A 26955-nucleotide genomic window follows, 5' to 3' on the forward strand; every position below is an offset into this window, starting at 1 on the left:
TTATCACGACGTTATTATTGTGCAGATGTATAACATCTACGATTGATATTAGGAAATGATCAGGCTTTTGTAAATTTTTTGTTACTTATGTGTGAGTATATTAAATCTCCATGGTCTGACCAGTGTTTAACGCATCAATACAAATCGAATGCAAAATCGCATAGAGTGTAGAGCTTCTAATTCAAGGCCGAACGAGACTCGCTAGGTATTTAAGCTTATTTTGCTATCACCAGCATTAGAAAATCGCCGATTAAAGCAGGCTTTTCTCTGCCTTCAATTTCGACACTGGTGTTAAACTTATGTAAATTTCCCATTGGTTTTTTTTCAATATCAGACAATGAAAATACAAAGCGGATTTTATCGTTTACCCTCACTGGCTCTAAATAACGCAAAGTATCAATACCGTAATTCAGCATCGTGACTTTGCTGTCGTCTATGCTCACGCACTGTGCAAACATTTTAGGCATAAGGGCAGCGGTCAGAAAACCGTGTGCGATGGTCGTTTTAAACGGGCTTTGCTGTTTGCATCGCTCATTGTCTAAATGAATCCATTGAAAATCACCCGTAGCATGTGCGAAGTCATTGATTGTTTGCTGTTTAAGCTGAAACCATTCGGGCGAGGTAAGTGTGTCACCAACATTTAGTTGCGAAATATCCATATTAGTCCTAATTTATTACTACATTTAATTTAAATCCTCTTATACTATTAACCACAGTGATAATTCAATTGATAATGTGAATAACAAAATATTGAATGTATGAATGATAAGGACACACAGATAAATGAATCTACATCGTATTGACTTAAATCTATTTGCTGTATTCGACGCTATTTATACCGCAGGGAGCTTAACCAAAGCGGCAGACGTGCTGTGTATTACGCAGCCAGCGGTGAGTAACTCACTCGCAAGGCTTCGAGACATGCTAAATGACCCATTATTTGTGAGGACAGGTCATTCAATGACGCCAACACCCGTTGCACAAAATATCATTGTGCCCGCGCGCGAAGCGCTTGGTTTGTTGCGAAAAAGTGTGCAGCAGAGTCATGTATTTGAACCTGAAAGCTCTACCAAAGCCTTTCATTTTTCAAGTAGAGACTTACTTGAAGTCAGCATTATGCCGCGCCTGATGGCGCGATTACAAAACTTAGCGCCTAACATTACCATCACCAACTATGAAGTGGCCCGTACCAACGTTGTATCAGCCATGGCAAGCGGAAACCTAGATTTTTTTGCGGATGCCTCTACGTTTACCGACCCTCACCTCAAAAAACAGCAAATTGCGAAAGATAGGTTTGTGGTGCTAGCGCGCAAGAACCATCCTTTATTGCAAAAGGGGCTCAGTCTTGAAGCCTTTTTGAAACTAGGTCATATCAATGTGTCACATCGACGCACGGGCGCAGGCCCAGTTGATATTGCGCTGGATAAAATCGGCGAAAAACGTAAGGTCGTGATGCGCAGCCAGCATTTTTTAACGGTGCCAAGCGCCATTGTTAAAACTGATATGATTGCATGTATTCCATACCATTTGGCCAAACATTATGACTTGGCGATGTATGAGATCCCCTTTGATATTCCACCCATCGAATATTACTTGTATTGGCATTTGAGCGCAGACCATGACAGCGCGCATCAATGGATGCGAGAGCAAATAGCAGAGGTCGCAAAAGCCTATAATCCTGATTAGGCAATAATGCCAAGTTGGCCAAGGCTCCAGATATTTTAGGTATTTTTTTTCACACCTTATTATAGGCAACAGCATTGTAGCACTGTGTATAAAACATACACTGAGCGCGTAAATCAATTACCCTATAAAAGGTCAATACCATGAAGAAGCTTCACCAATTATTTGTTATTTCGGCTTGTGCTGCCAGCGTACTAAGTTTCAATGCAAGTGCCAACGTAGAGGCGGCCCTAGCAAACATTTGTACTATTGTTCAAAGTGACGATAAATCTGAACTGCGAAAAAAAATGCGTAATGTTCAGTCCAATTATTCGCTAAAATTAAGCGACTACTATGACGGGATAAGCTGTAACGGTAACAGCCTTATACGCACCGCCATACTTAATAACGCGGTAGAAGCAGGTACCCTGCTCGTGAAGAAAATGCCAAAGTCAAAGTTAGGCGAACCTGAGAAAGACGGCATGCTGCTGACAGACTGGATTGCTAGCAACAATTTGCAAAGCAACGAAATTGCAGCGGTCGTTCAAGACCGTATGTAGGTCTCCAGATTCCATTTCATTGTCAGCGCGGTTAGCTGTTTTATGCATCAACGCTAGGAATGATAAGCGATAAGTTTCCTGAGAACGATGTCACGCTCTTGATGATGCAGCCAATGGTCTGCATCATCAAATTCCACTAAGGTCAAATCTTCTACCCATTCTTGCATTCCTTGCAACACCTCGGGTACAAATGCTGTATCACGCAAGCCCCAGAGCACCTGTGTGGGCAGTTTTATCATGATATTCGGAAGCTTTACTTCAGTGTTCGCTCGCACGCGTTTAGTGACCAATTGAGGCATATTTTTATAATACGCAAAAGCTTGCTGCATACTGTGCTGATTTTCCCACTGCTTCTGATATGCGCTTCGCTGTTGCTCGCTTAGGTCAAAATACGCTTTTGCGTAAAGACGCCTGAGCATTTTGTGATCATCTGCGCTCGTAATTGCATAAGCCCTGTCGCTTATCAAATCACTGATATAGTCACTATTTGCCTGTTGCTTCGGGTTATTTGCCATCTCACGGGTAAAGCCTGTGGGATGTGCTGCATTTAAAATCGTCAGCTTAATAAAAAGTTCACGGTGAAACGCGACCAGCGGCCACGCAATAACGCCTCCCCAATCGTGCGCGACCAAATGCACAGCTTGCCCCTTAGTAAGGGTTGTTACAAAACTAGCGAGGGTGTCAACCAAGTGGGCAATATTGTAATCAGACTCGCGTGCAAAGCCTGCAGAACCGTTGTAGCCCGGAAGGTCTGGTGCAATAACGCAAAAATGTGCAGATAAGGGCTCAATGTAAGCCTCCCACGTCCAGCTGTTTTCAGGAAAACCATGTAAGAGCACAATAATGGGTTTGTCTATCGCGTTTACTAATGGGTCTTGCCCATCTACACACAGATATTGCAGTGTGGTTTGAGTGAGCTGGACATTACACTGCTTGATGATTTTGAGCTTGCTAGACATTTCAAACGCACCTATAAAAAAGTCGCCGCAGATGTTCTAACGACGACTTTGTTGCTGAGATTGAGCCTGATGGCTATTTTTTGGCTTACTTTCCTACCGAAAACAGCGCCTCTTCCATCTGCATCAGGTTTTCACTACCTGAATGAATAGCCGACACAAGCGAGCGGGTGCGCGTCAACATGCGGTCAAAATAAAATTTAGCCGTCATAATTTTAGCACGGTAAAAATCATCTTCACTGCTCCCTTCATCAAGCTTTTGCTGTGCAGTCACCGCCATTTGCAACCAAAAGTAACCAACCGTGATATAGCCTGCGTACATCAAGTAATCTACCGCAGCGGCGCCCAGTTCATCGGGGTTTGATTGTGCAGATACTGCGATGTCGGTGCTAATTTGAATCCATTCATCAACGTGTGAATCAATCGCATTAGCCCATGCATTAAACTGAGACTGACCGCGCAAGCCGGCGCAGTAGGTTTTGATTTCAGTGGCAAATACCTTTAGCAGTTCACCATTAGAGCCAATTACTTTGCGCGCCAGCAAATCGATTGCCTGAATACCCGTGGTACCTTCATACATAGTACAAATGCGTGTATCGCGAGCAAGTTGCTCCATGCCCCACTCTTTTATATACCCATGCCCACCATAAATCTGCATGCCATAGCTTGTGGCTTCTTGCGCGGTTTCAGTTAAAAAGGCCTTCACGATAGGCGTTAACAAAGCGAGTTTTGCTTCAGCGGTTTTCTTCGCTTCAATATCATCAGAATATAAGGTGGTGTCTACCATTTTCATGCAGTATACCGCCATTGCACGCTTGCCCTCAGCGAGAGACTTCTGGGTGAGAAGCATACGACGCACGTCTGGATGCACGATAATGGGATCGGCTGGCCCATCTGGGTTTTTCTTGCCTGTTAAAGAACGAAACTGCAAACGGTCTTTAGCATACGCCAATGCACCTTGATAAGACGCTTCAGTGGCCGACAGCCCTTCCATACCAGTGCCGATACGGGCGATGTTCATAAAAGTAAACATGCACGCTAAACCGCGATTAGGTTCACCTACTAAAAAGCCTTTGGCCTCATCAAAATTCATTACGCAGGTTGCGCTGCCTTTAATCCCCATTTTATGTTCAATAGAACCGCATTTAACGGTGTTACGATCGAGGATGTTGCCGCTGCCATCGACATTAAATTTGGGGACTAAAAATAACGAAATACCTTTGGTACCTTGTGGTGCATCGGGCAAACGGGCTAGTACTAAGTGAATGATGTTGTCAGACATATCGTGCTCACCAGCCGATATAAAGATTTTAGTACCGGTAAGTTTGTACGCGCCGTTATCTGTTGGCTCAGCCTTGCACTTTAGCATTCCTAAATCTGACCCGCAGTGAGGCTCAGTCAAGCACATGGTGCCGGTCCAAGACCCTTCAATTAATTTAGTGAGGTATACCTCTTGTTGCTCTGGTGTACCGTTTGCCTTTAGTGTTTCCATGCAGCCTTGGCTCAGGCCAGGGTACATTGCCCACGAGTGGTTCGCGCCCGAAAACCATTCAGCCATAGTGGTGGCCAGTGAATACGGTAGTCCTTGCCCGCCAAACTCCACTGGATGCGCCATCGAAGGCCAACCACCGTCTACATATTGTTTATAGGCCTCTTTGAACCCGGTGGGCGTAGTCACAACGCCGTCGTTGAAGGTACAGCCCTCGTCATCTCCAACTTGATTAAGTGGCGCAAGCACGTTTTCAGCAAATTTAGCCGCCTCTCCATAAATTGCACGAATAAGGTCGTCGGTAGCATCCTCGAAACCAAGGGCTTGATAATGTGCTTCCATACCCAGCAATTCTTGGGTAACAAATAAGGTATCTCGCTGTGTGGCTTTATAGTTTTCCATCGTACATTCTCACTTAGTTGTTTAATGACGAAAACGTTTTGTTTTGGTCAGCTAATTCAATTAGTAGCTCGGAAGGGGCAAACCACTGTTTCCCGTACTCACCCAAACTGCTTTGATAATGGCGCATGCGTGCTAGTACGTTTTTCAGACCAACTTCGTCTGCGTACTGCATCGGACCACCTCTGAAAACGGGGAATCCATAGCCGTACACATAAATAACGTCTATATCGCTGGCACGCCCAGCAATCCCCTCGCGCAAAATATCCGCACCTTCATTAATCAGAGGATAGATACAGCGCTCGAGTATCTCTTGGTCGCTGATTTCGCGCTGCTCAATGCCCAGTTCTTTTGCCTTGCGCGCGGCAATCTCCATTACCTCAGGGTCAGCAATAGGCTTGCGACTTCCTGCTTCGTATAGATAAACGCCCTTACCTGCTTTGAGGCCAACGCGTCCGGCCTCAACTAATTCATCTGCAACAACGCAATAGCTAGGGTCATGTTCAATAAATGCTTTTCGCGACTGTCGAACAAAATAACCAATGTCTAAACCGGCCATATCGCCCATGGTAAAAGGTCCCATTGGCATCCCTAACTGCATGATTACGCGGTCGACTTGCTCTGGCGTTGCGCCCTCAAGCATTAAGCGATTTGCCTCGCGCCCATACACCTCAATCATACGGTTACCAACAAACCCAAAGCATACGCCTACCAATACGCCCACTTTGCGGATGGTTTTAGCCAGTTTCATAGCGGTTTTAATAACCTCATCAGAGGTTTTATCTGCACGCACGATTTCGAGTAGTTTCATGACGTTTGCAGGCGAGAAGAAATGTAAACCAATCACATCTTGCGGGCGCGAGGTTGCCTCTGCAATTTCGTTAATATCGAGGGTTGAGGTATTAGTGGCAAGTATCGCGCCCGGTTTACACACTCGGTCGAGCGCTGAAAACACCTCTTTTTTAACCGACATTTTTTCAAATACCGCTTCAATTACCAAGTCAACATCGCTAAGCGCATCATAGTCAGTCACGCCAGTGAGCAAAGACATGCGCTGTTCAACCTGCTCGCTTGTTAACTTGCCTTTTTTCGCCGAATTTTCGTAGTTCCGACGAATTAGCGCCAAACCTTTGTCTAGCGCTTCTTGTTTTAACTCAAGCATGACCACAGGAATACCCGCGTTGGCAAAGTTCATCGCGATGCCACCGCCCATGGTACCTGCACCAATTATGGCTACTTTGCTAATGCTGCGAGCCTGCGCATTTTTGTCTAAACCGGGAACATGATTTGCCGCTCTCTCAGCAAAGAAAAAGTGCTGCTGCGCACGGGCCTGCGGCGTTTCCATGCACTGCATAAACAAACGTGCTTCTTCAGCTAAGCCATCGTTGAACGGCATCGTATATGCAGCCTTAACCGCTTCTATACACTTTAAAGGCGCAAAAAAGCCTTTTGATTTTTGCGTCACTTGCTCGCTATATGCATTAAATACTGCGTTTGTATCATCATCTAAGCTAAGGTTGATTTCACTAACAGGGCGAGGGCCTTGTGCAATTGCATTCAGTGCAACTTGCTGAGCGTCAGCGGCAAGTGTTTCAACTGACGCCGTTAGCTTATCGAACACACCACTTAATTTTGTAACCGGCGTTGGTGCTCCGCTCACAATCATATCTAGTGCCGTTTTCGCGTCGCTCAATCGAGGTAGTCGCTGCGTACCACCTGCCCCTGGCAGAATACCTAAATGCACTTCCGGCAAGCCCACTTTATTAGATTCGACACTCACGCGATAATGACAGGCCAGGGCAAGTTCAAGCCCACCACCAAAGGCAGCGCCGTTGAGCGCAGCGACCACCGGTTTAGACGCAGATTCGATGAAATTAAGTACTTCTGGCAACATTGGTTCAAGATTGCCACCCGAGAACTCGCTTATATCAGCACCCGCACTGAACAGTGGCAGTGCGCTGGTAATCACAATTGCTTCCACGCCGTCATTCGATAGTGCGGCCTGCATTGCCGTCATTACACCCTGCCGGACTGCTTTAGAAAGCGCATTCACCGGCGCGTTGTTCAAGGTAATAAGAGCAATGTTGTCTTTTTGCTCCACCGATACCACTTTGCTGTCAATTTGCATAATTTTGCTCTTCACGTGTGATAAGTTAACGTAAGGTTAACTGATGCTAGGTATATCAGCCCAATTTATTGATTTAATACTAACGGATAACGATTGATAATAGAGATTTCGGGCGCACTTGCCTCTTGTCTGCTGTATATTTAACTTTGTCGATGACTCGCCACACCCTTCTATTAATACCCTTGCCCCATACATCTTATTAATAAACTATTGTTCATTTAATGAATTGTTGCTCATACTGACTTTACTTATATACTGTTAAAAAAATGTAAATAAAATAAATTATGAATATCCTTAAAACTGCACAATCTCGCTTTAATAAACTACCTGGATACAGTTTTCAGGCAAATTTTGTTGATGTAGGTGATGGTGAACACCCTCTAAACATGCATTATGTTGACTACGGTGACGCTGATGCGCCTATCATTCTTATGTTGCATGGGCAACCCACTTGGAGCTATTTATACCGCACGATGATTTGCTATGCTGAGAATGCTGGATACCGCGTACTTGCGCCCGACCTAATTGGCTTTGGCAAATCTGACAAGTTTGACACGCAAGATGCCTATACTTATGCCTCTCATTTGCTCTGGCTAGAACGGTTTTTAGAAAGCGTTAACCCCAGCTCCATTCGACTGATATGTCAGGATTGGGGAGGCCTCTTAGGCTTGAGGCTACTGGCTAAATTTCCAGAAAAGTTTGCAGGCGTTGTTGCCGCTAACACAATGCTTCCTACTGGCGATCATCCCCCCGGTGAGGCGTTTAAAAAGTGGCAGCATTTTTCACAAACCGTCGAACATTTTAACGTGGGTGGCGTAATTCAAAACGCGACGGTTAACGAGCTTATTCCAGAGGTGATAGACGCCTACAACGCGCCCTTTCCTACCGAAGCGCACAAGTGCGCTGTGCGCAAGTTCCCCATGCTTGTGCCCACTACGCCAGATAATGTTGAATCAGAAAATAACCGTGAAGCTTGGAAATCGCTGAGCGCCTTTAAAAAGCCGTTTTTGACCGCTTTCAGTGATTCGGATCCCATCACGGCGGGCGGCGATCGAATCATGCAAAAACTCATTGCCGGATGCGCCGGGCAGCCCCACGTCACGATCAAGGGCGCAGGTCATTTTTTGCAAGAAGATGCCGGCGACAGGCTCATTGAAACAGCCGTAAATTTTTTCAACTCAATACCCAAATAAACGATAAGGAGTATCACGATGGATAAATTGCTCGATTTTTCAGAGTCAGTGGGCATTATCACCGGCGCGTCAAGCGGGTTTGGTCGCGCCTTGGCGCTTGCCTTGAATCAGCGAGGCGCACGATTGGTCTTAAGCGATATCAACCAAGCGGGCTTAGAACAGACTATCGCGGCACTGCCTCAAAAACAACGCGCGACACCACTAATAGCAGATGTTGCCAAAGAACAAAGCGCCATCGATGCTGTAACACTGGCGCAGGATACATTTTCAGGCCTGAGTTTTGCTGTCAACAATGCTGGTATTGCCCATCCACAGGGCGCTATTCACGAAATGACAGACGAAATTTATGACAGTCAATTTGCTGTGAACGTTAAGGGTGTTGGCTTTGGTATGAAACATCAAGTAAAGGCAATGCTGGCGAATAAAAACGGGCATATTCTCAATGTAAGCTCCTTAGCGGGTTTGGGCGGAGCACCCAAAGGCGGCGCATACAGCGCAGCTAAACACGCCGTCATTGGATTAACCCGTACCGCTGCCGTGGAATATGCGCGTTATGGCGTGAGAGTAAATGCAATTTGTCCCTTTTTTAGCCCCACCGACATTATGAATATAGAGGGTCTGCAAAGCGAACAAGACAAGCATAAGCTAGGCCTTGGCTCCCCAATGAAGCGAATAAGCACGATAGACGAAATCGTTAACGTAATGGTGCTTATGCTTTCACCACATAATACTTACATGAACGGACAATGTATTGCTGTTGATGGCGGCGTAAGCGCTTGGTAGCACCTACACGCTAAGGCTATACAGACACTTGGCCTCTGCCTTCGCCTTTTTTGCCTGACAGGTCTCTATCGGCTTAGCCATATACGCCTGCTGCTTAAACAAGTCGCGCCAGCGTGTTTTTGCATCGCTTTTCCTGTCGATTTAAGGGTATGCATCAGCATACTCAAGTATCAAAGCAAGGCCTTTTACCTCCAACAATATGTTCTAGTATCTGTATCGAGTTTAAAAAATCGAATCGGAGCAAACATCATGTTGAAAAAGATAGTTATACCGTTTCTTGCAGTTGTACCACTAACATTTTCAATGCCGGCCAGCGCAGACATTGAAACTGCTTTAGCGAATATTTGTGAAATCGTGAAAACCGATGACAAAGGCGAGCTACGCAAGAAAATGAAAAACGTACGTTCTAATTACCAGTTGCAGTTACGTGACTATTACACCGGGATTACGTGCAGCGGCAACAGCCTGATTAAATTAGCCATACTCAATAACGCTGTTGATGCGGGTACTTTGTTGGTTAAAAAGATGCCAAAAAAGCTTTTAGCCGAGCCGGAAAAAGACGGGAAAACCCTGCAGGCATGGATTAATGAACAAGGCTTGAATGACAACCCCGTAGCGAAAGAGTTGTTAGACCGAATATAAAGAATATCACATGTGTTGATAAACAGTTCAACATGGTAGGCGAAGGTAACTTTGCCATTGGTGGCCCCTCTGGGGCCACTTTTTTTTGTGCGCTAATTTTTGCTAGCCAACTTTTTATTGGTTTGAATATCGCATTGAAGCTTCAAGCTATACGAGCATGCTTTAATGCTTCAACATTTCAATCTAGAGGCCCTTAGAACGACAGCTTAGGGTTTTAGTACAACCTTCCCCTTCACCGCTCGACTCGTCACTTTATCCAGTGCGTCCACCGCATTAGCAAGGGCAAACGCTTCGTCAATATGCACTTTTACTTTTCCTTGAGTATACCAAGTAATAAGCTCTTTCATGTTCTCCATGAATTCCTGACCTTGATGTGCCACAAACGAACCCCAAAATACGCCGACCACCGAATAACCTTTAACTAAGGCCAAGTTAACGGGGAATTTAGGGATCTCACCTCCCGCAAAGCCTATCACAAGCAAACGACCAGCCCATGCCATAGAACGAGAGCAAGCATGGAATATATCACCACCAACGCACTCATAAGCAACATCAACTCCCTTGTTGTTGGTTAACGCTTTGACTGCGTCTTTCAAGTCTTGGTTTGAATAATTTATGCACATATCTGCGCCATTTTGTTTGGCAAGCTCGCACTTCTCGTCGCTGGAACACGCAGCGATAACTGTGGCTCCCATCAATTTGGCTATTTGCACTGCAGCTAGCCCCGTGCCACCGGCAGCCCCAGTAACCAGCAAGGTCTCCCCCGCTTTAAGCTGCGCTCGTTGCTTTAAAGCATGATGGGCGGTAGCGTGCGCGGTTACTAAGCCAGCAGCTTCGTCGAGCGGGATACTGTCGGGTATCGGCATGACCTGCATGGCAGGAACGCTAACCTTTTCTGCATATCCTCCCAAGCGGCAAACACCAATTACCTTCATCCCCACTTTCAAATGCGGCACGCCTTCGCCGACCGCACTAATCGTTCCAGCAACTTCGCTGCCCGGAATAAAAGGCAATTCGGGTTTTAATTGATACAAACCCTGAACAAGTAAACTATCCGGAAAGTTAACGCCAGCGGCTGCAACATCCACAACCACCTCACCGGGTTTAGCAATCGGGTCAGCGATATCTTCATAAACTAAGTCTGACACCGCCGAAAATTCATGGCATACAATCGCTTTCATTTTATTGTCCTTTTCTTGTTATGGTTATTAGCTAGCTTTGGCCTGAATAAGATTACGCCCTAACTGCATCATATGCACTTGGTCAGGGCCGTCGGCCAGGCGAATGGTTCTGGCGTACGCTAGGGTTGCTGAGAGTATCGTATCTTGCGACGTACCTGCGGCCCCATGCAGCTGAATTGCCTCATCAATCACTTCACAGGCCATTTTCGGCGCAACAATTTTAATTGCCGCGATGATGTTTTTTGCCACCTTATTGCCATATTTGTCCATATGGTCTGCTGCCTTTAGCGTTAGCAAGCGAGCTTGTTCTATTTTACAGTACATCTTGGCAATGCTCTCGCGAACGCTTTGTTGCTTAGCAAGCGGTTGGCCAAAGGCAACGCGCTGATCAACTCGTTCACACGCCATGTCCAGAGCACGCTGGGCACAGCCAATTAATCGCATACAGTGATGAATTCGCCCTGGACCTAAGCGACCTTGCGCAATCTCGAAGCCTCGGCCCTCTCCTAATATTAAGTTACTAGCAGGTACTCGCACATTATCGAAAACGACCTCGGCATGACCAATCGGCTCATCTAAATAGCCCATGGCAGACATGGCTCTTACAACATTTACTCCTTTTGTATCAAGCGGTACCAAAATTTGAGACTGCTGTTCGTGCCGCGCAGCACGTGGGTCTGTTTTACCCATTACAATGAGGATTTTACAGTTGGTGTTCATTGCGCCGCTGGTGTACCACTTGCGACCATTTATTACGTATTCATCGCCGTCTTTTTCAATCGACGTTTCAATATTCGTTGCATCAGACGAGGCAACCTCAGGCTCCGTCATCGCAAAACCTGACCTAATTTTGCCCTCTAGCAAGGGCATCAGCCATTCTTGCTTCTGTGCTTCACTCCCATATTTTGAGAGCACTTCCATATTACCGGTATCAGGGGCACTACAATTGAAAATTTCGCCGCTAAAGAGGACCTTTCCCATTTCTTCGCAAAGTGGCGCATACTCAAGATTACTTAAACCAGCCCCTAAAGGTAAGTATTCTTTGGGTAAAAATAGATTCCAAAGCCCCGCCGCTTTCGCTTTCGTTTTAAGCGCCTCCATCATCGACGGTGTTTGCCAAATATTGGGGTTGTTTGCCACTAAGTCATGGTATTCATGCTCGTTTGGATAAACATGTTCGTCCATAAAGGCCTTGAGCTTTTCTAATAGGTCTAGGGTCTTTTCGCTGTAATCAAAATTCATGGTTAACAACCTTATCTAACTGTAAGTAACTAAATGTGGGAGCTCTGGCTCGTCTAAGTGGGGGACGTTGTTAAAACTGCTAAGCTGTGCGTTATGTTGATTAAAAAACACATGGTGCACGCTGGTATTTTTTATTTGTAGATTTAGGTCGATTGCTTTGGCAACACTTACGCCTAATAAATGCATGAGAGTAAGGGCAATTGCACCGCCTGAACTTACTACCAAGACTCGCGAATGCCTTGATTCTAATACCGCCTGTCCAGCACTTTTAACGCGAGACTGAAAACCTTCCCAGTCTTCGTTTTTGACTGAAATATTCTTTTCTGACCATGCAACCATTGCTGATTTGAGCACACGATACCAATCGCTGCGCGGTGCGGTTTCGGCAGGTTTTTGCTCTGGATACATCTGCAAATATGCGCCTACTACCGCGTTAAAATCAAATTCGTTCCACCGATGGTCCACCGCCATGGCAAATTCACCTTGATGATTTGCGCCTCGCAATATTCCTTGTGCGGTCTCTTTATGGCGCACCATGTCTCCGGTAATGATATGGTCAAAATGCAGCTGACGCTCTGCAAAATAACGGCCAAGGCGCTCACTTTGTTCATGCCCGAGCGCACTGAGCTTGTCGTAATTTTCACTACCAAAGGAAGCCTGTCCGTGCCTAATTAAGTAAAGTTCTGCCATAAAATACTATACGTTGAAGTGTTAATTTGAGGTTAATGGTTTTTAGTGCCCTTGGGTAATTGATTGTGTTGATATAGCCACATTCACGCAAAATATAAGAAAACATTAATCGAGATCAACAAGCCATACTTTAATTTGCGTAAACTTCTTTTTATACACATTTGCGCGATGTCACCCTAAGTATTGTCGGCAGCGCACGCAGTAACTAAAAATTAAGAAGGTACGCCTTTGTCAGATACCATCGCTCAACTATTCGACCAAAAGGTCATGCGCAAATACAACACCGCAGGACCGCGATATACATCCTACCCGACCGCGGTTGCCTTTGAAGATATGCAAGATGAAGGCCTTTTGGCGCATGCGTTAAAAACACTATCGCGCAGCGAAGATGCCGAAAAACTGTCTTTGTACATGCACATTCCCTTTTGTCACTCCCTTTGTTACTACTGCGGCTGCAATAAAATCGTGACTCGACACGCTCATAAGGCCGACATTTATCTCGACTTCCTGATTAAAGAAATTAGGCAGCAAGGCAGTAAAGCGCAAGGATGCATGGTCAACAGCGTGCATTTAGGTGGCGGTACACCGAGCTTTTTGAGCATTGAGCAAATGAAACGCCTTGTAGATGCCACGCGTGAAGTGTTTGCCTTTGCGCAAAAAGTTGAAATGAGTATTGAAATAGACCCGCGCGAAATTGAGCTTAGCTATATCAACCAACTAGCTGAACTTGGATTCACCCGCCTGAGTATTGGCGTTCAAGATATTGACACTCAGGTGCAAAAAGCCATTAATCGAGTGCAGAGCACTGTGTTTATTCGCCAACTGATTGAGCGTGCTAGAGAGTGTGGGTTTACATCAATAAATGTCGATTTGATTTACGGTCTGCCGCTGCAAACCCAAAAAAGCTTTCAAAGAACCCTAGACGAAATGCAGTTTATGAATCCCGACCGGATTTCTTTATTCAGCTATGCGCATATGCCGCAACTTTTTGCCTCGCAGCGTAAAATAAAGAATGCGTGTATGCCAACGCCAAATGAAAAGTTTGCTTTGTTTCGTCAAGCAATCTCTGAGCTTAGCCGTCAAGGTTACGATTTTATTGGAATGGATCATTTTGCCTTACCCAGTGATGAGCTAAGTAAGGCCAAAGCGGAAAAGCGTCTTTATCGAAACTTTCAAGGGTATACAACCAGCCAAGCTAACAGCACGCTTGGTCTGGGCGTATCTGCGATAAGCAGTATCGGCAAGCTGTATACGCAAAACCACAAGCAGTTAAAAGACTATTATCGTGCCATTGATGCAAAGCAAACACCTTTGGCTAAAGGCGTACAGCTAAGCGATGATGACACTATTCGCCGCGCGCTAATACATAGCCTGATGTGCAATTTTCATGTCGACAAAACGCAGTTTTCAAGCCTTTACGGCATAGACTTCGACGAGTACTTTGCCGACAGCTTAGATAACCTTTCGCCTTTTATTGAAGACAACTTGGTCAGCAATACCGCTCGCAAAATTAGTATTCACGAGCGTGGTCGATTAATCGTAAGAAATATTTGTATGAGCTTCGACCAATATCTCAATGAGCCTTTGCATCAAACACGCTACTCAAGAGTGATTTAGCGCAACCCGCTGCAAGGGCTGCAATGCAGCGAACAAGTTCGCTCACCCTAAATGGGTGAGCCCGGCGGTAGAGGAATCAACTTAATCGAAAGAGGCCATTTCCCATGGTCCCAATAATGTTGAATATGTCGGTTCATAACGCGCGCTTCTGGCTCTCGCTTACTCTTAGACAGTTCATTTTGATACTCCATGAGTTGACTTTGCATCGTAAGTTTTACCTCTGGCGCTAGGATATCGTTACTCAATGTATCAAAGAAAACGCTCAAAGCGACCAATCGTATGCGCTCAGCGATTGCGCTGTCGGCACTTGTATCAATTAATTGTGCAAATACTTTCGACACAATCTCAGACACGCTAGGAATTTCTGAGTCGATACTGTGTTGATAGGCCACACGATTTAATCGCTCTGCGCTCAGCAAGACGTTAAGAGAATACGCTGCGGCTGACTCGGCCGCCGTCACAGGGTCAAACGCTATGCCCATGCGCGAGCCCATACTCTCGCGATTGCGCGAAAAACCGTAGGCTTTTGGCGGTATTAAGCTCAATAACTCGGGCGAAAGCGATAAATAGTCGGGGCTAGCACTTAGGAGCATTAAATCTAGGGCTTCACGCTGTGTATCAGCGTCTACAGGCTCTACTTTTCTGGGGACTTCCCATGAGGATTTCACCGCGTAATCGTACTGCAGCCCTGATATTTGCTTTACCAAGGCATCAAGTTGATAGCGATGAGCATAATAAATCGGCACTAAGCGCTCTTCGAGCTGCGAATACGCCTCGTTAAACGGCAATGAGTTAATACCAAAATTACTCAACGCGAAATCACGAAGCTCGCTAACCCGCTTAAACTCCTCAATTGGGTCGGCGCCGTTATCCCATAAATGACCATCCGATGAGGCTCGTTTTGGTATGCGCGCGTCGGGATCTGATTTGTATAAAAAACCCGCGTCTTTGGCATCAGCCACAAGACTTTGAAGCTCTGCGGATTCATCAACGCCCTCCGGAAAATCTTGATAGCCATAAGTAACAACGTACTTATCCCAATCTCCAATCCCCTTATCGTAGGCATTTTGTAAATTAACAGTATCACCGTCTAAGGTAACAAGGGGATGAGGATAGTCCATCACCGACGCTCGATTGTTCTCACTGGCAGCAAAATTATGAGCAATACCAATAGTATGACCTACCTCATGGGCAGAAAGCTGGCGAATGCGGTCAAGCGCAAGATTTAGCTGCGCTGAAGTATCCGCATTTTCTGAATCAAAGGGACTGGTTAGCCCAAGGGCAATTAAATAGTCTTGGCGCACGCGCAAGGAGCCCAAAGTGACGTGGCCTTTGATGATTTCACCGGTACGAGGGTCTATGACCGAGCTACCGTAAGACCAACCGCGGGTTGCTCGATGCACCCACTGGATCACGTTATAGCGAACATCCATCGGATCGGCATCCTCTGGCAGTACTTTCACCTGAAATGCATCTTTATAACCTGCCGCAGCAAAAGCATCATTCCACCACAACGCGCCTTCTCGCAGGGCGGTCATAACGGGTTCAGGAATACCTGGGTCAAGATAGTAAACAATAGGCTCCACCGCTTCGCTAATCTCGGCTGTAGGCTCTTTCTTTTGCAAACGATGGCGCGGAATATATCTGACTTCCATATCAGACTGAATGGGCGCGCTATAGTCTTTAAAACTATGTTTCCAGAAGCCTGAGAAAGGATGAAATTCACGAGGTGTGTAGTTATTATCTGGGAGCTCGATGAATGAATGATGCAAGTGCACCGTCACGCTTTTTGCATCGGGCGTCACATCTTTGATGTATTGGCCTTTGGGGGCGCCGGCAAAGGTTACTAGGGCCTCAAGCTCTGTGTTTTTCACAAATGCTTTTGTGCGACTCAAATATATGCCGCTGCGGCTTTTATCTACCGAATATCCGCCCTGCCCACTTGCGCTAAGGCGCTCGCCAATGCCATGAATATCGCTTAACAAAAAGTCGGTGTAGTCAAAGCTGATGCTATTCTTACTTTGCTCGCTTATGGTAAATCCTGCAATCACAGAATCGGCAAAAGCTTCATCTATACTCAGGCGCTCGGCAAGGTTGCTTGAAGAAGCTCGATACTCGGTATTCACTTGCTGAAGCAGAATTTTATTACCAAAACGGACGAATTTAACGATTCGCGTATCCCCTAATTGACCTCTATCCAAACCAATATCGTTTGAACCGATACCTCTTGGCAAGCTGCTCTGAAACAGCATCTCTTTGTTCAATTGACTGTTATCAATACGCAGGTGAACGGCGTCATTTTCCCCATCATAGACAATATCTACAAACCCTTCTTGGACTTGCTTAGAGGCCTGTTGGGCAAATGCCGTTGACGAAAATATGGAAACAAGTGCCATTAAAACGAAAAGTGCCGCACCGATGCGCGCATGGTGAATATTGTGTATCAAAAGAACTCCCCTATTTTATAATAAATATATCGCACAAAGCTTTGATCTGAATCAGCGCCGAAGCTTCGCCTTTAGACTATATTAGGCTAAGGCGATTGGTAAATACCAGTGCTTAATCTTTTAAAAGGCGGTTTTGTTTTATGTCAGACCTAACTACAGCAAGCAATCTCTCGACGCAACATGCGCATACCTCGCCTATACTCACGCTTGTGCTTGATGAACACACCGATGTTGCTATGTCTGACCGCCCCATTTTCGGCACCACTGTCACTATCCGAGACGATATTGAAGATTTAATTGGGCATGTTTTACAGGCTGGTTTAATTATTGGATGGTTAAATTATATTGATATGGCCAAATTTGCCTGCCTGTCAGATAACAAACACTATCGTGAGGCCGGTGTCTATTTTAAGGCAGAGTCTAATCAGTTAATGCTGGCTAAGTCTATTATGTTACATGGCGTTGACAGAAACATGAGCCATTCAAAACACCTTTTTACCTTTTCTGCACGCCAATCCAAGGTATGCGCCATTAATGCGAACCGCACAAGTCACCAAAATTCGTAAAACCCATCTTTTTAGGTCATGTTAGTAATTGAAAACGAGTAATTGTAATTGAAAACGAGTAATCGAAAACGAGCATTTGAGCCTTAACCTTTGAGCGCATGGGCAGGCGAAGGGGAACTGAGAACGACCTTGAAGATAGAAGAATAAAACTGGAATGAGAAGGAAAGTTCGGCGTTAACTGGACACGCGCTAACGCCGAACTAAAAACTTCGATGTGAAAACTAAATCCATGTCTTCTTGCATCAAAGCACACACAACGCTAGAGCATTTGCAATTTAGTTGCCAACATGAAAACTCGTTAATAATCAAACACCTAACAAAACTTCGACCGCTGTCAATTGAGCGTTCTCCACCAATATGGTGCAAAGGCGGTATGCATTGGTGCAACAAACAGATGCGATACGCCCTCAAGGTGCGCAGAGTCATCGCTAGATTTTACGATTAGGTTTATGGCATCATGCGCCATCAAAGCGGTGTCTTTGTAAGAACCAAAACAGACAACTACCAAGGAATGACAGCATGCAGCAAGTAGAAGTAAAAATACTCAGTGATAAAATTGGTAAAGACATCCCTTTGCCCACTTATGCTACCGAAGGGTCTGCGGGTATCGATTTGCGAGCGTGCATCGACGACAATCTCACTTTGCTGCCAGGTCAAACTGAGTTAATTCCAACTGGCATTGCCATTCACATGAAAAATAAAAGCATGGCGGCGACGATATTACCGCGCTCTGGTCTGGGTCATAAGAAGGGCATTGTGCTGGGTAATTTGGTCGGACTTATCGATTCTGATTATCAGGGTCAACTGTTTATTTCGTGCTGGAATCGAGGTAGCGAGAGTTACACCATCGAGCCTGCAGAGCGCATCGCACAATTAGTTTTCTTGCCGATTATTCAACCTCGATTTGTCGTGGTAGACGAATTTGAAGATAGTGACCGCGGCGAAGGCGGCTTTGGTTCTTCAGGCACAAAATAAGTTACGCTAATTTTGCTATCGCTAGCCCCCAGGCTAGCGATAGCGCAGATGAACAATGTCTTAAGCTCAGAACGATAACATTCCTAAGCTATTCGTGGTGCCATACAATTTTGTCGTCGTAATCGCCTAAGATAACCGACTTAAATCGCTCTTCAATCACGTGCCGTTTTACTTTTAGCGTGGGCGTTAGCAAGTCATTTTCAATAGACCACTCTTGTGAAAATACCACAATACGATCGAGCTTTTGATGGCTCTCAAGCTTGGCGTTTACCGACGCAAGCGTGGCGCTTAAAGACGCAGATATCTCATCTTTGTTTTGACGACGCGCATCTTCAGAGAGCACGAGCAATGCAATGGGCTGAGGTAAATTAGTACCAGTCACGCAAACCTGCTCAACAATGGGGTTTTCCATTATCTTCGCTTCAATGGGTGCGGGCGTGACGTACTTGCCTTTTTCGGTTTTAAAAATATCCTTCAATCGTCCGGTAATGCGAACATAACCCTCGGCATCTATTTCGCCTTTGTCACCGGTTCTAAGATAACCGTCATTAGTAAACACTCCGCTGGTTTTTTCTTGGTCTTTGTAATAGCCAATCATATTACAAGGTGACTTCACTTGAATCTCACCGTCTGATGCAATACGCAGATCAACGCCGTCGTACGCGCGCCCAATGCTGCCAATCTTGTCTTTCCTAAAAGGAACGCTGCTGGTGCCGTACGCTGAGTTTTCGGTCATCCCCCAACCTTCTGAGATATTTACCCCAATGCGGGTAAACCACTCAATAGTCGCAGGCGCCAGCGGTGCAGAACCTGAGGCCCATAAACGCGCAGCGCCTAAGCCCATTTCTTCGCGAATTTTAGCCGCGACTTTTTTTCCGACAAAGGGAATACTCAACAGAAAATTTAGTTTCTTTTGAGGAATTTTTCCTAGCACGCCCATTTGAAATTTAGTCCATAAGCGCGGCACCGAAATAAACAGCGTAGGTTGGCATGCCTTTACATCCCGCGTAAAGGTATCTAAAGACTCCACAAAACGCAGCGTCATGCCTGAGTAGAAGCTCGCTAGCTCTACCAGCACTCGTTCGGTAATATGCGCCAGCGGTAAGTAGCTCATAATGCGGTCTTGGTCGGTAACGGTCAGCGCGTTTAAGGAATTTTGCGCCGCCCAACAAATGCTCTGATAGGTGTGCACGACGCCTTTAGGCTGACCGGTGCTGCCCGACGTATAAATGATCGTCATAATGTCATTCATATCAGGCACTGGACTCTCTTGCATCGGCTCTACATTTATAAAATCATCCCACTCGTGCGCACCGGGCAAATCAGGAAACGGAAAGTTTACGCTGACCAAGTCTTTTTTTGCCAATACCTCTTTTATAGCGTCGGTGCTGTCGAGCTTACCAATGAACATTAATGGGCATTGTGCATGGTCAAGCACATATGAGATGGTATCACTGCCTGCGGTTGCAAAAATTGGCACAGAGACGTAACCGGCCATCATGATGCCTAAATCGGTAATAATCCAATCGGCTGTATTTTTTGCCAAAATCGCGATACGGGTGCCCGGCTCATATCCAAACCCTTTGAGTTTGGCCGCCACTTTTCTGGCTTGTTCGGCAGTTTGCGCCCAAGTGTAGGTGCGCTCCTCAGCATTCGCGACTGGCTGAGTCATGTAGTGCTGCTCGGGGTGGTGTTGTTCCCAGTGATACAGTTTGCTTAATGGGGAGGTTACGAGTACGGGGTTTGCTATGTTGGGATTATCTAAAGGCATGACCATTCCAAAAAATTCTCACTAATTTTACATTACATTCACATACGCATGATAATGCAAGATTGGTCAATATTAACAACTGATTTTTTGTGATGATTACGCAGTTTTTTCAGTGATATAGCATTCGATGCTCGCCAAATAGCGAGCACAAGGTGGCGAGCATAGTCACAGTTAAGTCTGAGACGATGAACCAATACTGAATATATTTGTGTTATCGTTACTGACTTGTTCAAACCATGAGCGATTTAGCATGTCGTAAGTTTGCTCAACGGGGATGGGTCTGGAGAAATAGTAACCTTGCAACATTCGGCATTTACTCGCTTGAAAATATCTAAACTGCTGTTCGCTTTCAATGCCCTCGGCCACCGTATCTAAGGCCAAGAGTTCGGCCATAATTAAGGTTGAATACACTATCGAAGATGTGGCTTTATCCTCTAGCACGTCTTTAACAAATGACTTATCGAGTTTTAGTACGTCAATTGGGAAGTCTTTGAGATACTTGAGCGACGAGTATCCTGTGCCGAAATCGTCTAGCGATATTTTAAAGCCAAGTTCACGCAGCTCATTCATATACGTCACGCTTTTATGACTGTTCTCCATTAACAAGCTTTCAGTTATTTCAAAGCGAATCGTATGCGGCGGAAGGTTATATTTTGCTAGCAGGCCCATTAGCGAATCGGCATTAAAGGCACGATTAAAATGCTTGGCAGACAAATTAATGGCTACATAACCTGTAAAGCCCTGTTGATACCACTGTGCTAAATCTGCCACTGCACGATAGATTGCTTGCTCGGTCATCTCAACAATGCAACCAATCTGCTCTGCCACTGGAATAAACACGTCAGGCGGTATCATTTTGTCTTCATCAAACCAGCGCATCAGCAGCTCGAAACCGGCGGTCTTGGCAGTGGTAATATCGATAATAGGCTGATAAAAATTGATAAATTCATTTTGTGCCAGCGCAACTTTGATCTTATTTTCTAGCAACATGTCGGCATGGACTTTGTCGTTCATAGAAGGAACAAAATAAGAAAAGGCGTTTTTACCCTGCTGTTTGGCACTGTACATCGCAATGTCAGCATTTCTGACTAAATGCTCAGCATCGTTAGCATGGTCAGGGTATAAGGCAACGCCAATGCTCGCAGAAATATTCACAGCTTGATGACCAATAGACACCGGCTTTTCAATTATTTTAAGCACATCGCGACATATTTTATCAATCGCTTCTTTATCTTTTACTTCGCTCAGCACGATAATAAATTCATCACCGCCAATGCGGGCGACACTGTCTTGACCTCTAAATTTACTTGCAAGCCTGCGCGCCACTTCCATCAGCACTTGGTCGCCAGCTTCATGACCAAAACTATCATTGATGGGTTTAAATCTGTCTAAGTCCACAAACAATACAGCTAGCTTTTCAAGATGACGTTTAGAGTAATGAATACCCTGTTTTAACCTTTCTATTAATAAAGATCGGTTTATCAAACCGGTTAACACGTCATAATTAGCCAGCTTTTGTAAGGCTCGCTGAGCCTCAATTTGGTCAGTAATATCGGTGAAGATGCATAAATAATGATCAATTTCAAAACGGTTACTCTGTTTCTCAATCGCCTTTACGTCGGCCAGCAGGGTTAATTTATTTTGCAAAACGTGTACGTTAGCTTCAGTTTTATATCTGTCCCCTGCTTTTAAACTTTTTAAATGATTGTGTAATAACTTCAATTCATCTTCGTGCTCTTGATTAATGCGTTGAATCTGCACGTCTAAAGGGCGACGGGAGTCAATGCCAAAAGCTTGCATAAAGGAAGGATTAGCCGCGATAGGTCGTAGTTTGCTGTCGAATATTAATACCCAATCTCGAGTATGATTAAAGGCTTCGCCAAACACTTTCAGCTTCTCTTTTGCCGCGACCGATTCGGTCAAATTTGTGTAGGTTCCGCTAACCGACCGTATCCCCTCTCCCAAGGTTTTTAGGCTTCCTACATCTCTATACCAGAGGCTTTTACCCGACAAACCAATCAGGCGATAGGTCACGTCAAGCTGCGTATCTTGCTGCGCTATAAATTGCGCCCAGTTTTTTAAGTATTCTTGCTTGTCTTCTGGGTGAATTAATGCTGTGAATTCATCAAAATCAAGTGATTCGTAGGGCAGCTCTAAATCATATACTAGGCGCTTTCCTGAAATGGTATTTGTATCGCTTTGCCACTGCCAAATATCAGCATTACTTGCTTTGAGCGCATCGGTTAACTGAATATTGTATTGGGCCACTTTTTTATTTGCGGCATTAATGACTCTTTGTACTTTATGTCTGCGCCAAACAATCATTAAAAATACCGTCGCTGCCAGCACGCAGTAGGCGACAACCGCCCAAGGCGAAGCCCAAGGCTGATGCTTAACAGATACCATTATAAAGGCTGCAAGATTAGCATCAGCGGGCCCCGTCGCCGGTCGCACTTCAATCTTGTAGTCACCCGGCTCTAGTGTAGGCAGTAATATCTGGTTACTGTTAACTGGAGGATAGTTAGTCGTGCGCCCTGCCCTGGTAATACTGTACTGAAAACGATTTGCGCCATATTGCGCGAAATTAAGCATGCTGAATTTAAGCGTCAAGCCAATATCATCTGGCTCTAGCACAATAGCTTGACCATGTAAGTCGGTGAAAGGCAGGGCAAGCTCTCGGTTGGCCACAGATACAGAGGTAATAACCGGTTGCGCAAGGCCTTCTGAGTCTTTTGATTTTAGGCTCAAGGGATTAAATATGCTAAAGCCTAAATTACCGCCGTAGGCAAGACGACCGTCGGCAAGGTGTAGATGAGCACCCTCGTTAAATTCGGCCGATGCAAGACCGCTCGCAAACCCAAAGCTTTGCACGGTAAAATCACTTGTAGACAGTGAATGAATACCGGAATGTGAAGAAAACCAGATATCGCCTTCACCATCCAAGGCCAATCCGTAAATTACCGTTGTGGATAACTGGTTACTTTTATTAAAAAGGGCAAGTTCAGAAAATGTTCGACCGTCGAGCTGATATAAACCAAGTCCCGTATAGGCTAGCCAAACATTGTTGTTTGTATCTCGGATAAAGCTACTGGGCTTGGTCATCATGTTGGCGCCATCATCTGCGGCAGAATGCAGTAAGCTTGGCGCTAGAGACGCTTGATCAATCCCCCACAGCTGCGCTGTACCCGATACCAATATTTGTCCAGAGACTGCATCGAAACCTAAAAAATGCATGTAGTTTGCCGCGGCATTATGGAAAGAGTTGCTACTAGTCTCTACTGAGCGAACCGTTTGAGACACAAAATCAATACGATGGATGCCCTGCTCGTTGCTCACCCAAAGTATCTCGCGCCCTTGGGGCAGGATAGAAAACGCGTACTGGTTAAGCACGGTTGCTATTTCATCTGAGAATCTCGCATTATCGAGAAGCTGTCCGCTTTGCGTGTCAAATTGTGTGACGCCTTCGCCGTGTGCGACCCAAAACACGTCGCGTGAATAAGGCTCGATTTCCAATATAGATGCAGAGGTATAATCGGGCTGGTCATCATCACTTACTAAGTATTGAGTTAACGACTGACTGTTTAAATCCAGCCGATTTAACCCATTCTCGGTGCCAATCCACATCTCACTACTGCTGTTTTGAAATAGCGCTTGAACGGAGTTATGGCTCAGATTCGCCTTGGCCTTTGCGTTAGTCGACGCGAATATGTTGGTAAATGCTAAACTTCTGGGTGACCACAACATCGCGCCACTTACGTAGGTAGCCATCCAAATGTTTCCGGCTCTATCAAATGCTAAGTCCATCACATCTGGATGCGACAAAACCTCAAACTGTTTATTTAACTCAAACAAGAGCTTAAATTCACTAGCGTCCGCAGAGGTTAAAAACAGTCCTAAATCGGTTGCCACATAGATTTTATCCGGTGAGCGATACGCGACTTGCCATATGTTTCTGTTCGCTTCCAACACCTTGATTTGCGGAGCAGTCCAATCTGCGTATAAGTGATTCATAAGCTGGGCAATATCAAGCTCATATAGCCCTTGCACCGTCCCCACCCACAATTTTTTTCCCGTCGGCGAAGATAAGTGTTTTACATTGTGCGCGTTAACATTATCGCTAGGGGTATGCGGAACAAGTTGCAGCACCCCGCTTGTGGTATTGAAGGCCCACAAATGCAGCGTTGTTCCAATAAAATAGGTGTTTTTGTGGACGTAAAACGCCCTAATACTTTCACCCGCATCTATTTGCGCATCGTTTAACGCAAAAACGCTTTGCGTTTTATTCGTCGCCATATCAATGCTGTGTATTGATTCATTTAGCGCCACCAACACTCTGTTCTCATCAATATTCATCATCGCATCTGAGTATTGCGGCCAGTCCGCATCATCGCGATAAGGTAAATTAAGCAGTTCAGTGACCGAGCCATCTGTTTTATCAAACTTCAGAATGCCATTTAAACCCGTTGATAATATCAAGTAGCGCTGGTCAAACTCATGAATATAGTACACGGGGTTGTTATCTAGCATGTTGTTTTGACCAGAGACTTTTACTACCTCGTGGCCATCATAGCGGTCTAGCCCATCTTCTGTGCCAAGCCATAAGAAGCCCTCAGAGTCGACTAAAATTGCTTCAACGGTATCTTGCGAAAGTCCAGTTGTGGTGTCTAAGTAAGTCAGGCGTGGAGAAACAACTTCAGGTGTGTAAGCGAGGGAAGGACCGTCAGCATGGGCTGAAAAAGATAACAGACAAGATAAGCCTATCGCAAAAACAACAAACGCACATAGGCGGTAAAGAACATAGACGAGATTCGTCATAACGAGCACCAACAAACAACCTTAAAATGCCAATATTGCGCTACGTCCTTGTCTCTTGGCTTGAGACATATTAGTAACACAGTGATATGTGCAAATCTATAGGGTTTTTGCGCGACTCGTTTTTACATTAATCTAGTAAAAACAGTATTTTATGAAAAACTAGACCCACTGGTAGTTGAAGAAACATTATTTGTCAATATTGCTTTAATTTTTTTTAATGCAGAAGCATTTGAATATCTTAGAGTTTTTTAAAAATAGCAATGAACTGCGTTCAGGTTTACATTCATGAATAAAAAACTCGACATAAGTCTAAAATGATATTGACAAAAAAATAAAACTTTTGTTTAAAAAATTGATGTCAATCCATGCTACTTCAATGGCCTTTTCACATCATTTGTACGTTTTTTGTTCAATTTTGACATAGCAACACATAAACGAGCATAAGGCTTTGCTAGTTCTCGATTGCAATGCGTCCTGACGATACATAGTTTCGTTTAATTGAGACATTTTGCCTCAGAATAAATAAATCGCCGTTTTTTCCAAGCAATTGTTTTGTCACGCCTGCGGCCTTAGCTACCTCCGCATTCGCTCGCATGTGCTCAGCCTCGCCGTGCACGGGTATAGCTATCTGCGGTTTAACAAATTGGTACATATCATGTAAATCGCCTTGGTTAGGATGACCAGATGCATGAATCACTTCGTCACAGTGTTCAGATTGAAATACCTCAATATTTCGCGACTTTAATTTGCTGACAATATTCGCAATGGGTTTTTCGTTACCGGGGATCACAATGCTGCTGAATATCACAGTATCACCCTCGTCCAGATCGCAATCTCTGTGCTCATTGGCAGCAAGTTTAGCAAGACCTGCTCGAGGTTCGCCCTGACTCCCAGTGGCAATAATCATAACTTCATGAGGCGGTAAATAACCAATATGTCGGCGATGTGTCAGTTTAAGATCGTCCGGCCAGTAGCCACAGCGGCGCGCCACGCTAACCATGTTCTCAAGCGAGCGGCCGAAAAGCGCAGCATAACGGTTCGAATTATTAGCGATTTTTACCAGCGTAATTAATCTGGCAACATTACTTGCAAAACAGCTCACCACCACCCGCCCTTTTGCACGGCTTATAATGTTACCTAAGCCCTTTTCGCAGGCTTTTTCAGACCGAGAATATCCGGGTTTTAAGGCATTGGTTGAATCGCAAACCATTGCAATAATATTATCCGCTGCCATATTTTTGAATATGTCGCGGTTAAAGGGCTTGCCAATCACCGGCTGACTATCAATCTTCCAATCAGCCGTGTGAAAGATACTGCCAAGAGCGGTCGTAATTTTTATCGCCTGGGGCTCGGGAAGCGAATGGGTAATGTCAAGCCAGCTAACAGTAAATGGGCCAATATCTAAGGTCGTGTTTTGCTCTATTATGACAATGGGTAGATTCTCATATCGGCCTTTTTGGTAAAATTTACGTTTAAGGACCTCCGCGGTAAACGCAGTAGCGTAAATCGGGCAACCTAGAGACGGCCACAAGGCCGTTACCGCGCCAATATGATCCTCGTGAGCGTGGGTAAGCACTAAACCGCACAGACTGTCTTTGCGGTTCTCTATAAAACTGGGGTCGGGCGCGACAACATCATGGAGCTTCGCTCCGGGGCGATTATCGTCATCCGGATTGAGAGGACTCTGGAAGGTTGCCCCGCAGTCAACCATTAACCACGACTGGCTATGCCCATATAAATTCATGTTCATGCCGATTTCGCCCGTGCCTCCTAGCGGCAAAAACCAGAGTTCTTGTGCGTTTGGTAATGCTAAATCCATAGTACTTCGCAACTTATGTG

At 45.2% G+C, this 26955-nt stretch carries 19 protein-coding genes; 8 read left to right on the forward strand and 11 right to left on the reverse strand.

Annotation, left to right across the window (positions count from 1 at the left end; genetic code table 11):
* Positions 1-215 precede the first annotated feature (215 nt).
* Positions 216-659: a MaoC family dehydratase gene (locus ACFO4O_RS05450; RefSeq protein ID WP_382406339.1), complete on the reverse strand. Its 444-nt coding sequence runs from the start codon at positions 657-659 to the stop codon at positions 216-218.
* Between the two features lie 124 nt (positions 660-783).
* Between ACFO4O_RS05450 and ACFO4O_RS05455 the strand changes: the two genes are divergently transcribed.
* Both ACFO4O_RS05455 and ACFO4O_RS05460 read left to right on the forward strand, forming a co-directional pair.
* Entirely contained in the window at positions 784-1686 is a 903-nt protein-coding gene (locus ACFO4O_RS05455) for a LysR family transcriptional regulator (protein WP_382406340.1), read from the forward strand.
* 140 nt (positions 1687-1826) lie between these two features.
* The gene (locus ACFO4O_RS05460; protein WP_382406341.1) at positions 1827-2222 is read left to right on the forward strand and encodes a DUF3718 domain-containing protein; all 396 of its coding nucleotides are present in this window, start codon (positions 1827-1829) and stop codon (positions 2220-2222) included.
* A 53-nt stretch (positions 2223-2275) separates the two neighbouring features.
* Here ACFO4O_RS05460 and ACFO4O_RS05465 read toward each other — a convergent pair whose 3' ends face one another.
* From ACFO4O_RS05465 to ACFO4O_RS05475, 3 genes are all read right to left on the reverse strand, one after another.
* Positions 2276-3181 carry an alpha/beta fold hydrolase gene (locus ACFO4O_RS05465; RefSeq protein ID WP_382406342.1) on the reverse strand — a complete coding sequence of 302 codons (906 nt, stop codon included), beginning with the start codon at positions 3179-3181 and terminating at the stop codon, positions 2276-2278.
* Positions 3182-3266: 85 nt separating this feature from the next.
* A complete protein-coding gene (locus tag ACFO4O_RS05470) occupies positions 3267-5069 on the reverse strand; it encodes an acyl-CoA dehydrogenase C-terminal domain-containing protein (RefSeq protein ID WP_382406343.1) in 1803 nt (600 codons plus the stop codon).
* A 13-nt stretch (positions 5070-5082) separates the two neighbouring features.
* Positions 5083-7194: a 3-hydroxyacyl-CoA dehydrogenase NAD-binding domain-containing protein gene (locus ACFO4O_RS05475; RefSeq protein WP_382406344.1), complete on the reverse strand. Its 2112-nt coding sequence runs from the start codon at positions 7192-7194 to the stop codon at positions 5083-5085.
* A gap of 284 nt (positions 7195-7478) precedes the next feature.
* Between ACFO4O_RS05475 and ACFO4O_RS05480 the strand changes: the two genes are divergently transcribed.
* The 3 genes from ACFO4O_RS05480 to ACFO4O_RS05490 all read left to right on the forward strand — a co-directional run bounded on the left by ACFO4O_RS05480 (position 7479) and on the right by ACFO4O_RS05490 (position 9812).
* Positions 7479-8387 (forward strand): haloalkane dehalogenase, encoded by a 909-nt coding sequence (locus ACFO4O_RS05480; protein WP_382406345.1) that lies wholly within the window; start codon positions 7479-7481, stop codon positions 8385-8387.
* Positions 8388-8405: 18 nt separating this feature from the next.
* Entirely contained in the window at positions 8406-9170 is a 765-nt protein-coding gene (locus ACFO4O_RS05485; RefSeq protein WP_382406346.1) for an SDR family NAD(P)-dependent oxidoreductase, read from the forward strand.
* A gap of 249 nt (positions 9171-9419) precedes the next feature.
* Positions 9420-9812, forward strand: coding sequence for a DUF3718 domain-containing protein (locus ACFO4O_RS05490; RefSeq protein ID WP_382406347.1), 393 nt, complete (start codon positions 9420-9422; stop codon positions 9810-9812).
* Between the two features lie 206 nt (positions 9813-10018).
* On the opposite strand, the gene ACFO4O_RS05495 is transcribed toward ACFO4O_RS05490, so the two are convergent.
* Genes ACFO4O_RS05495 through ACFO4O_RS05505 form a run of 3 tightly spaced genes read right to left on the reverse strand, consistent with a single transcriptional unit; the run spans position 10019 to position 12925 of the window.
* The gene (locus ACFO4O_RS05495) at positions 10019-10993 is read right to left on the reverse strand and encodes an NADPH:quinone oxidoreductase family protein (protein WP_382406348.1); all 975 of its coding nucleotides are present in this window, start codon (positions 10991-10993) and stop codon (positions 10019-10021) included.
* A 27-nt stretch (positions 10994-11020) separates the two neighbouring features.
* Complete coding sequence (locus tag ACFO4O_RS05500) at positions 11021-12235, reverse strand: acyl-CoA dehydrogenase family protein (RefSeq protein WP_382406349.1); 1215 nt, start codon at positions 12233-12235, stop codon at positions 11021-11023.
* A 15-nt stretch (positions 12236-12250) separates the two neighbouring features.
* On the reverse strand, positions 12251-12925 hold the full coding sequence (locus tag ACFO4O_RS05505) for a histidine phosphatase family protein (protein ID WP_382406350.1): 675 nt from the start codon (positions 12923-12925) through the stop codon (positions 12251-12253).
* Between the two features lie 228 nt (positions 12926-13153).
* On the opposite strand from ACFO4O_RS05505, the gene hemN reads away from it, so the two are divergent.
* Positions 13154-14542 (forward strand): oxygen-independent coproporphyrinogen III oxidase, encoded by a 1389-nt coding sequence (gene hemN / locus ACFO4O_RS05510; RefSeq protein ID WP_382406351.1) that lies wholly within the window; start codon positions 13154-13156, stop codon positions 14540-14542.
* Between the two features lie 47 nt (positions 14543-14589).
* Here hemN and ACFO4O_RS05515 read toward each other — a convergent pair whose 3' ends face one another.
* Positions 14590-16938, reverse strand: a complete 2349-nt coding sequence (locus ACFO4O_RS05515) for a zinc-dependent metalloprotease (RefSeq protein ID WP_382408242.1) — start codon at positions 16936-16938, stop codon at positions 14590-14592.
* 191 nt (positions 16939-17129) lie between these two features.
* Between ACFO4O_RS05515 and ACFO4O_RS05520 the strand changes: the two genes are divergently transcribed.
* Positions 17130-17555 (forward strand): hypothetical protein, encoded by a 426-nt coding sequence (locus ACFO4O_RS05520; RefSeq protein ID WP_382406352.1) that lies wholly within the window; start codon positions 17130-17132, stop codon positions 17553-17555.
* Between the two features lie 519 nt (positions 17556-18074).
* Positions 18075-18530, forward strand: coding sequence for a dUTP diphosphatase (dut, locus tag ACFO4O_RS05525; protein ID WP_382406353.1), 456 nt, complete (start codon positions 18075-18077; stop codon positions 18528-18530).
* 88 nt (positions 18531-18618) lie between these two features.
* On the opposite strand, the gene ACFO4O_RS05530 is transcribed toward dut, so the two are convergent.
* The 3 genes from ACFO4O_RS05530 to ACFO4O_RS05540 form a co-directional block, all read right to left on the reverse strand.
* Entirely contained in the window at positions 18619-20301 is a 1683-nt protein-coding gene (locus tag ACFO4O_RS05530; RefSeq protein ID WP_382406354.1) for an AMP-binding protein, read from the reverse strand.
* Positions 20302-20472: 171 nt separating this feature from the next.
* On the reverse strand, positions 20473-25116 hold the full coding sequence (locus tag ACFO4O_RS05535) for an EAL domain-containing protein (protein ID WP_382406355.1): 4644 nt from the start codon (positions 25114-25116) through the stop codon (positions 20473-20475).
* A gap of 451 nt (positions 25117-25567) precedes the next feature.
* Complete coding sequence (locus ACFO4O_RS05540) at positions 25568-26935, reverse strand: ribonuclease J (RefSeq protein WP_382406356.1); 1368 nt, start codon at positions 26933-26935, stop codon at positions 25568-25570.
* Positions 26936-26955: the final 20 nt, after the last annotated feature.

It is taken from the genome of Glaciecola siphonariae, from assembly GCF_042652645.1.
In the GTDB taxonomy this organism is placed as follows: domain Bacteria; phylum Pseudomonadota; class Gammaproteobacteria; order Enterobacterales; family Alteromonadaceae; genus Glaciecola; species Glaciecola siphonariae.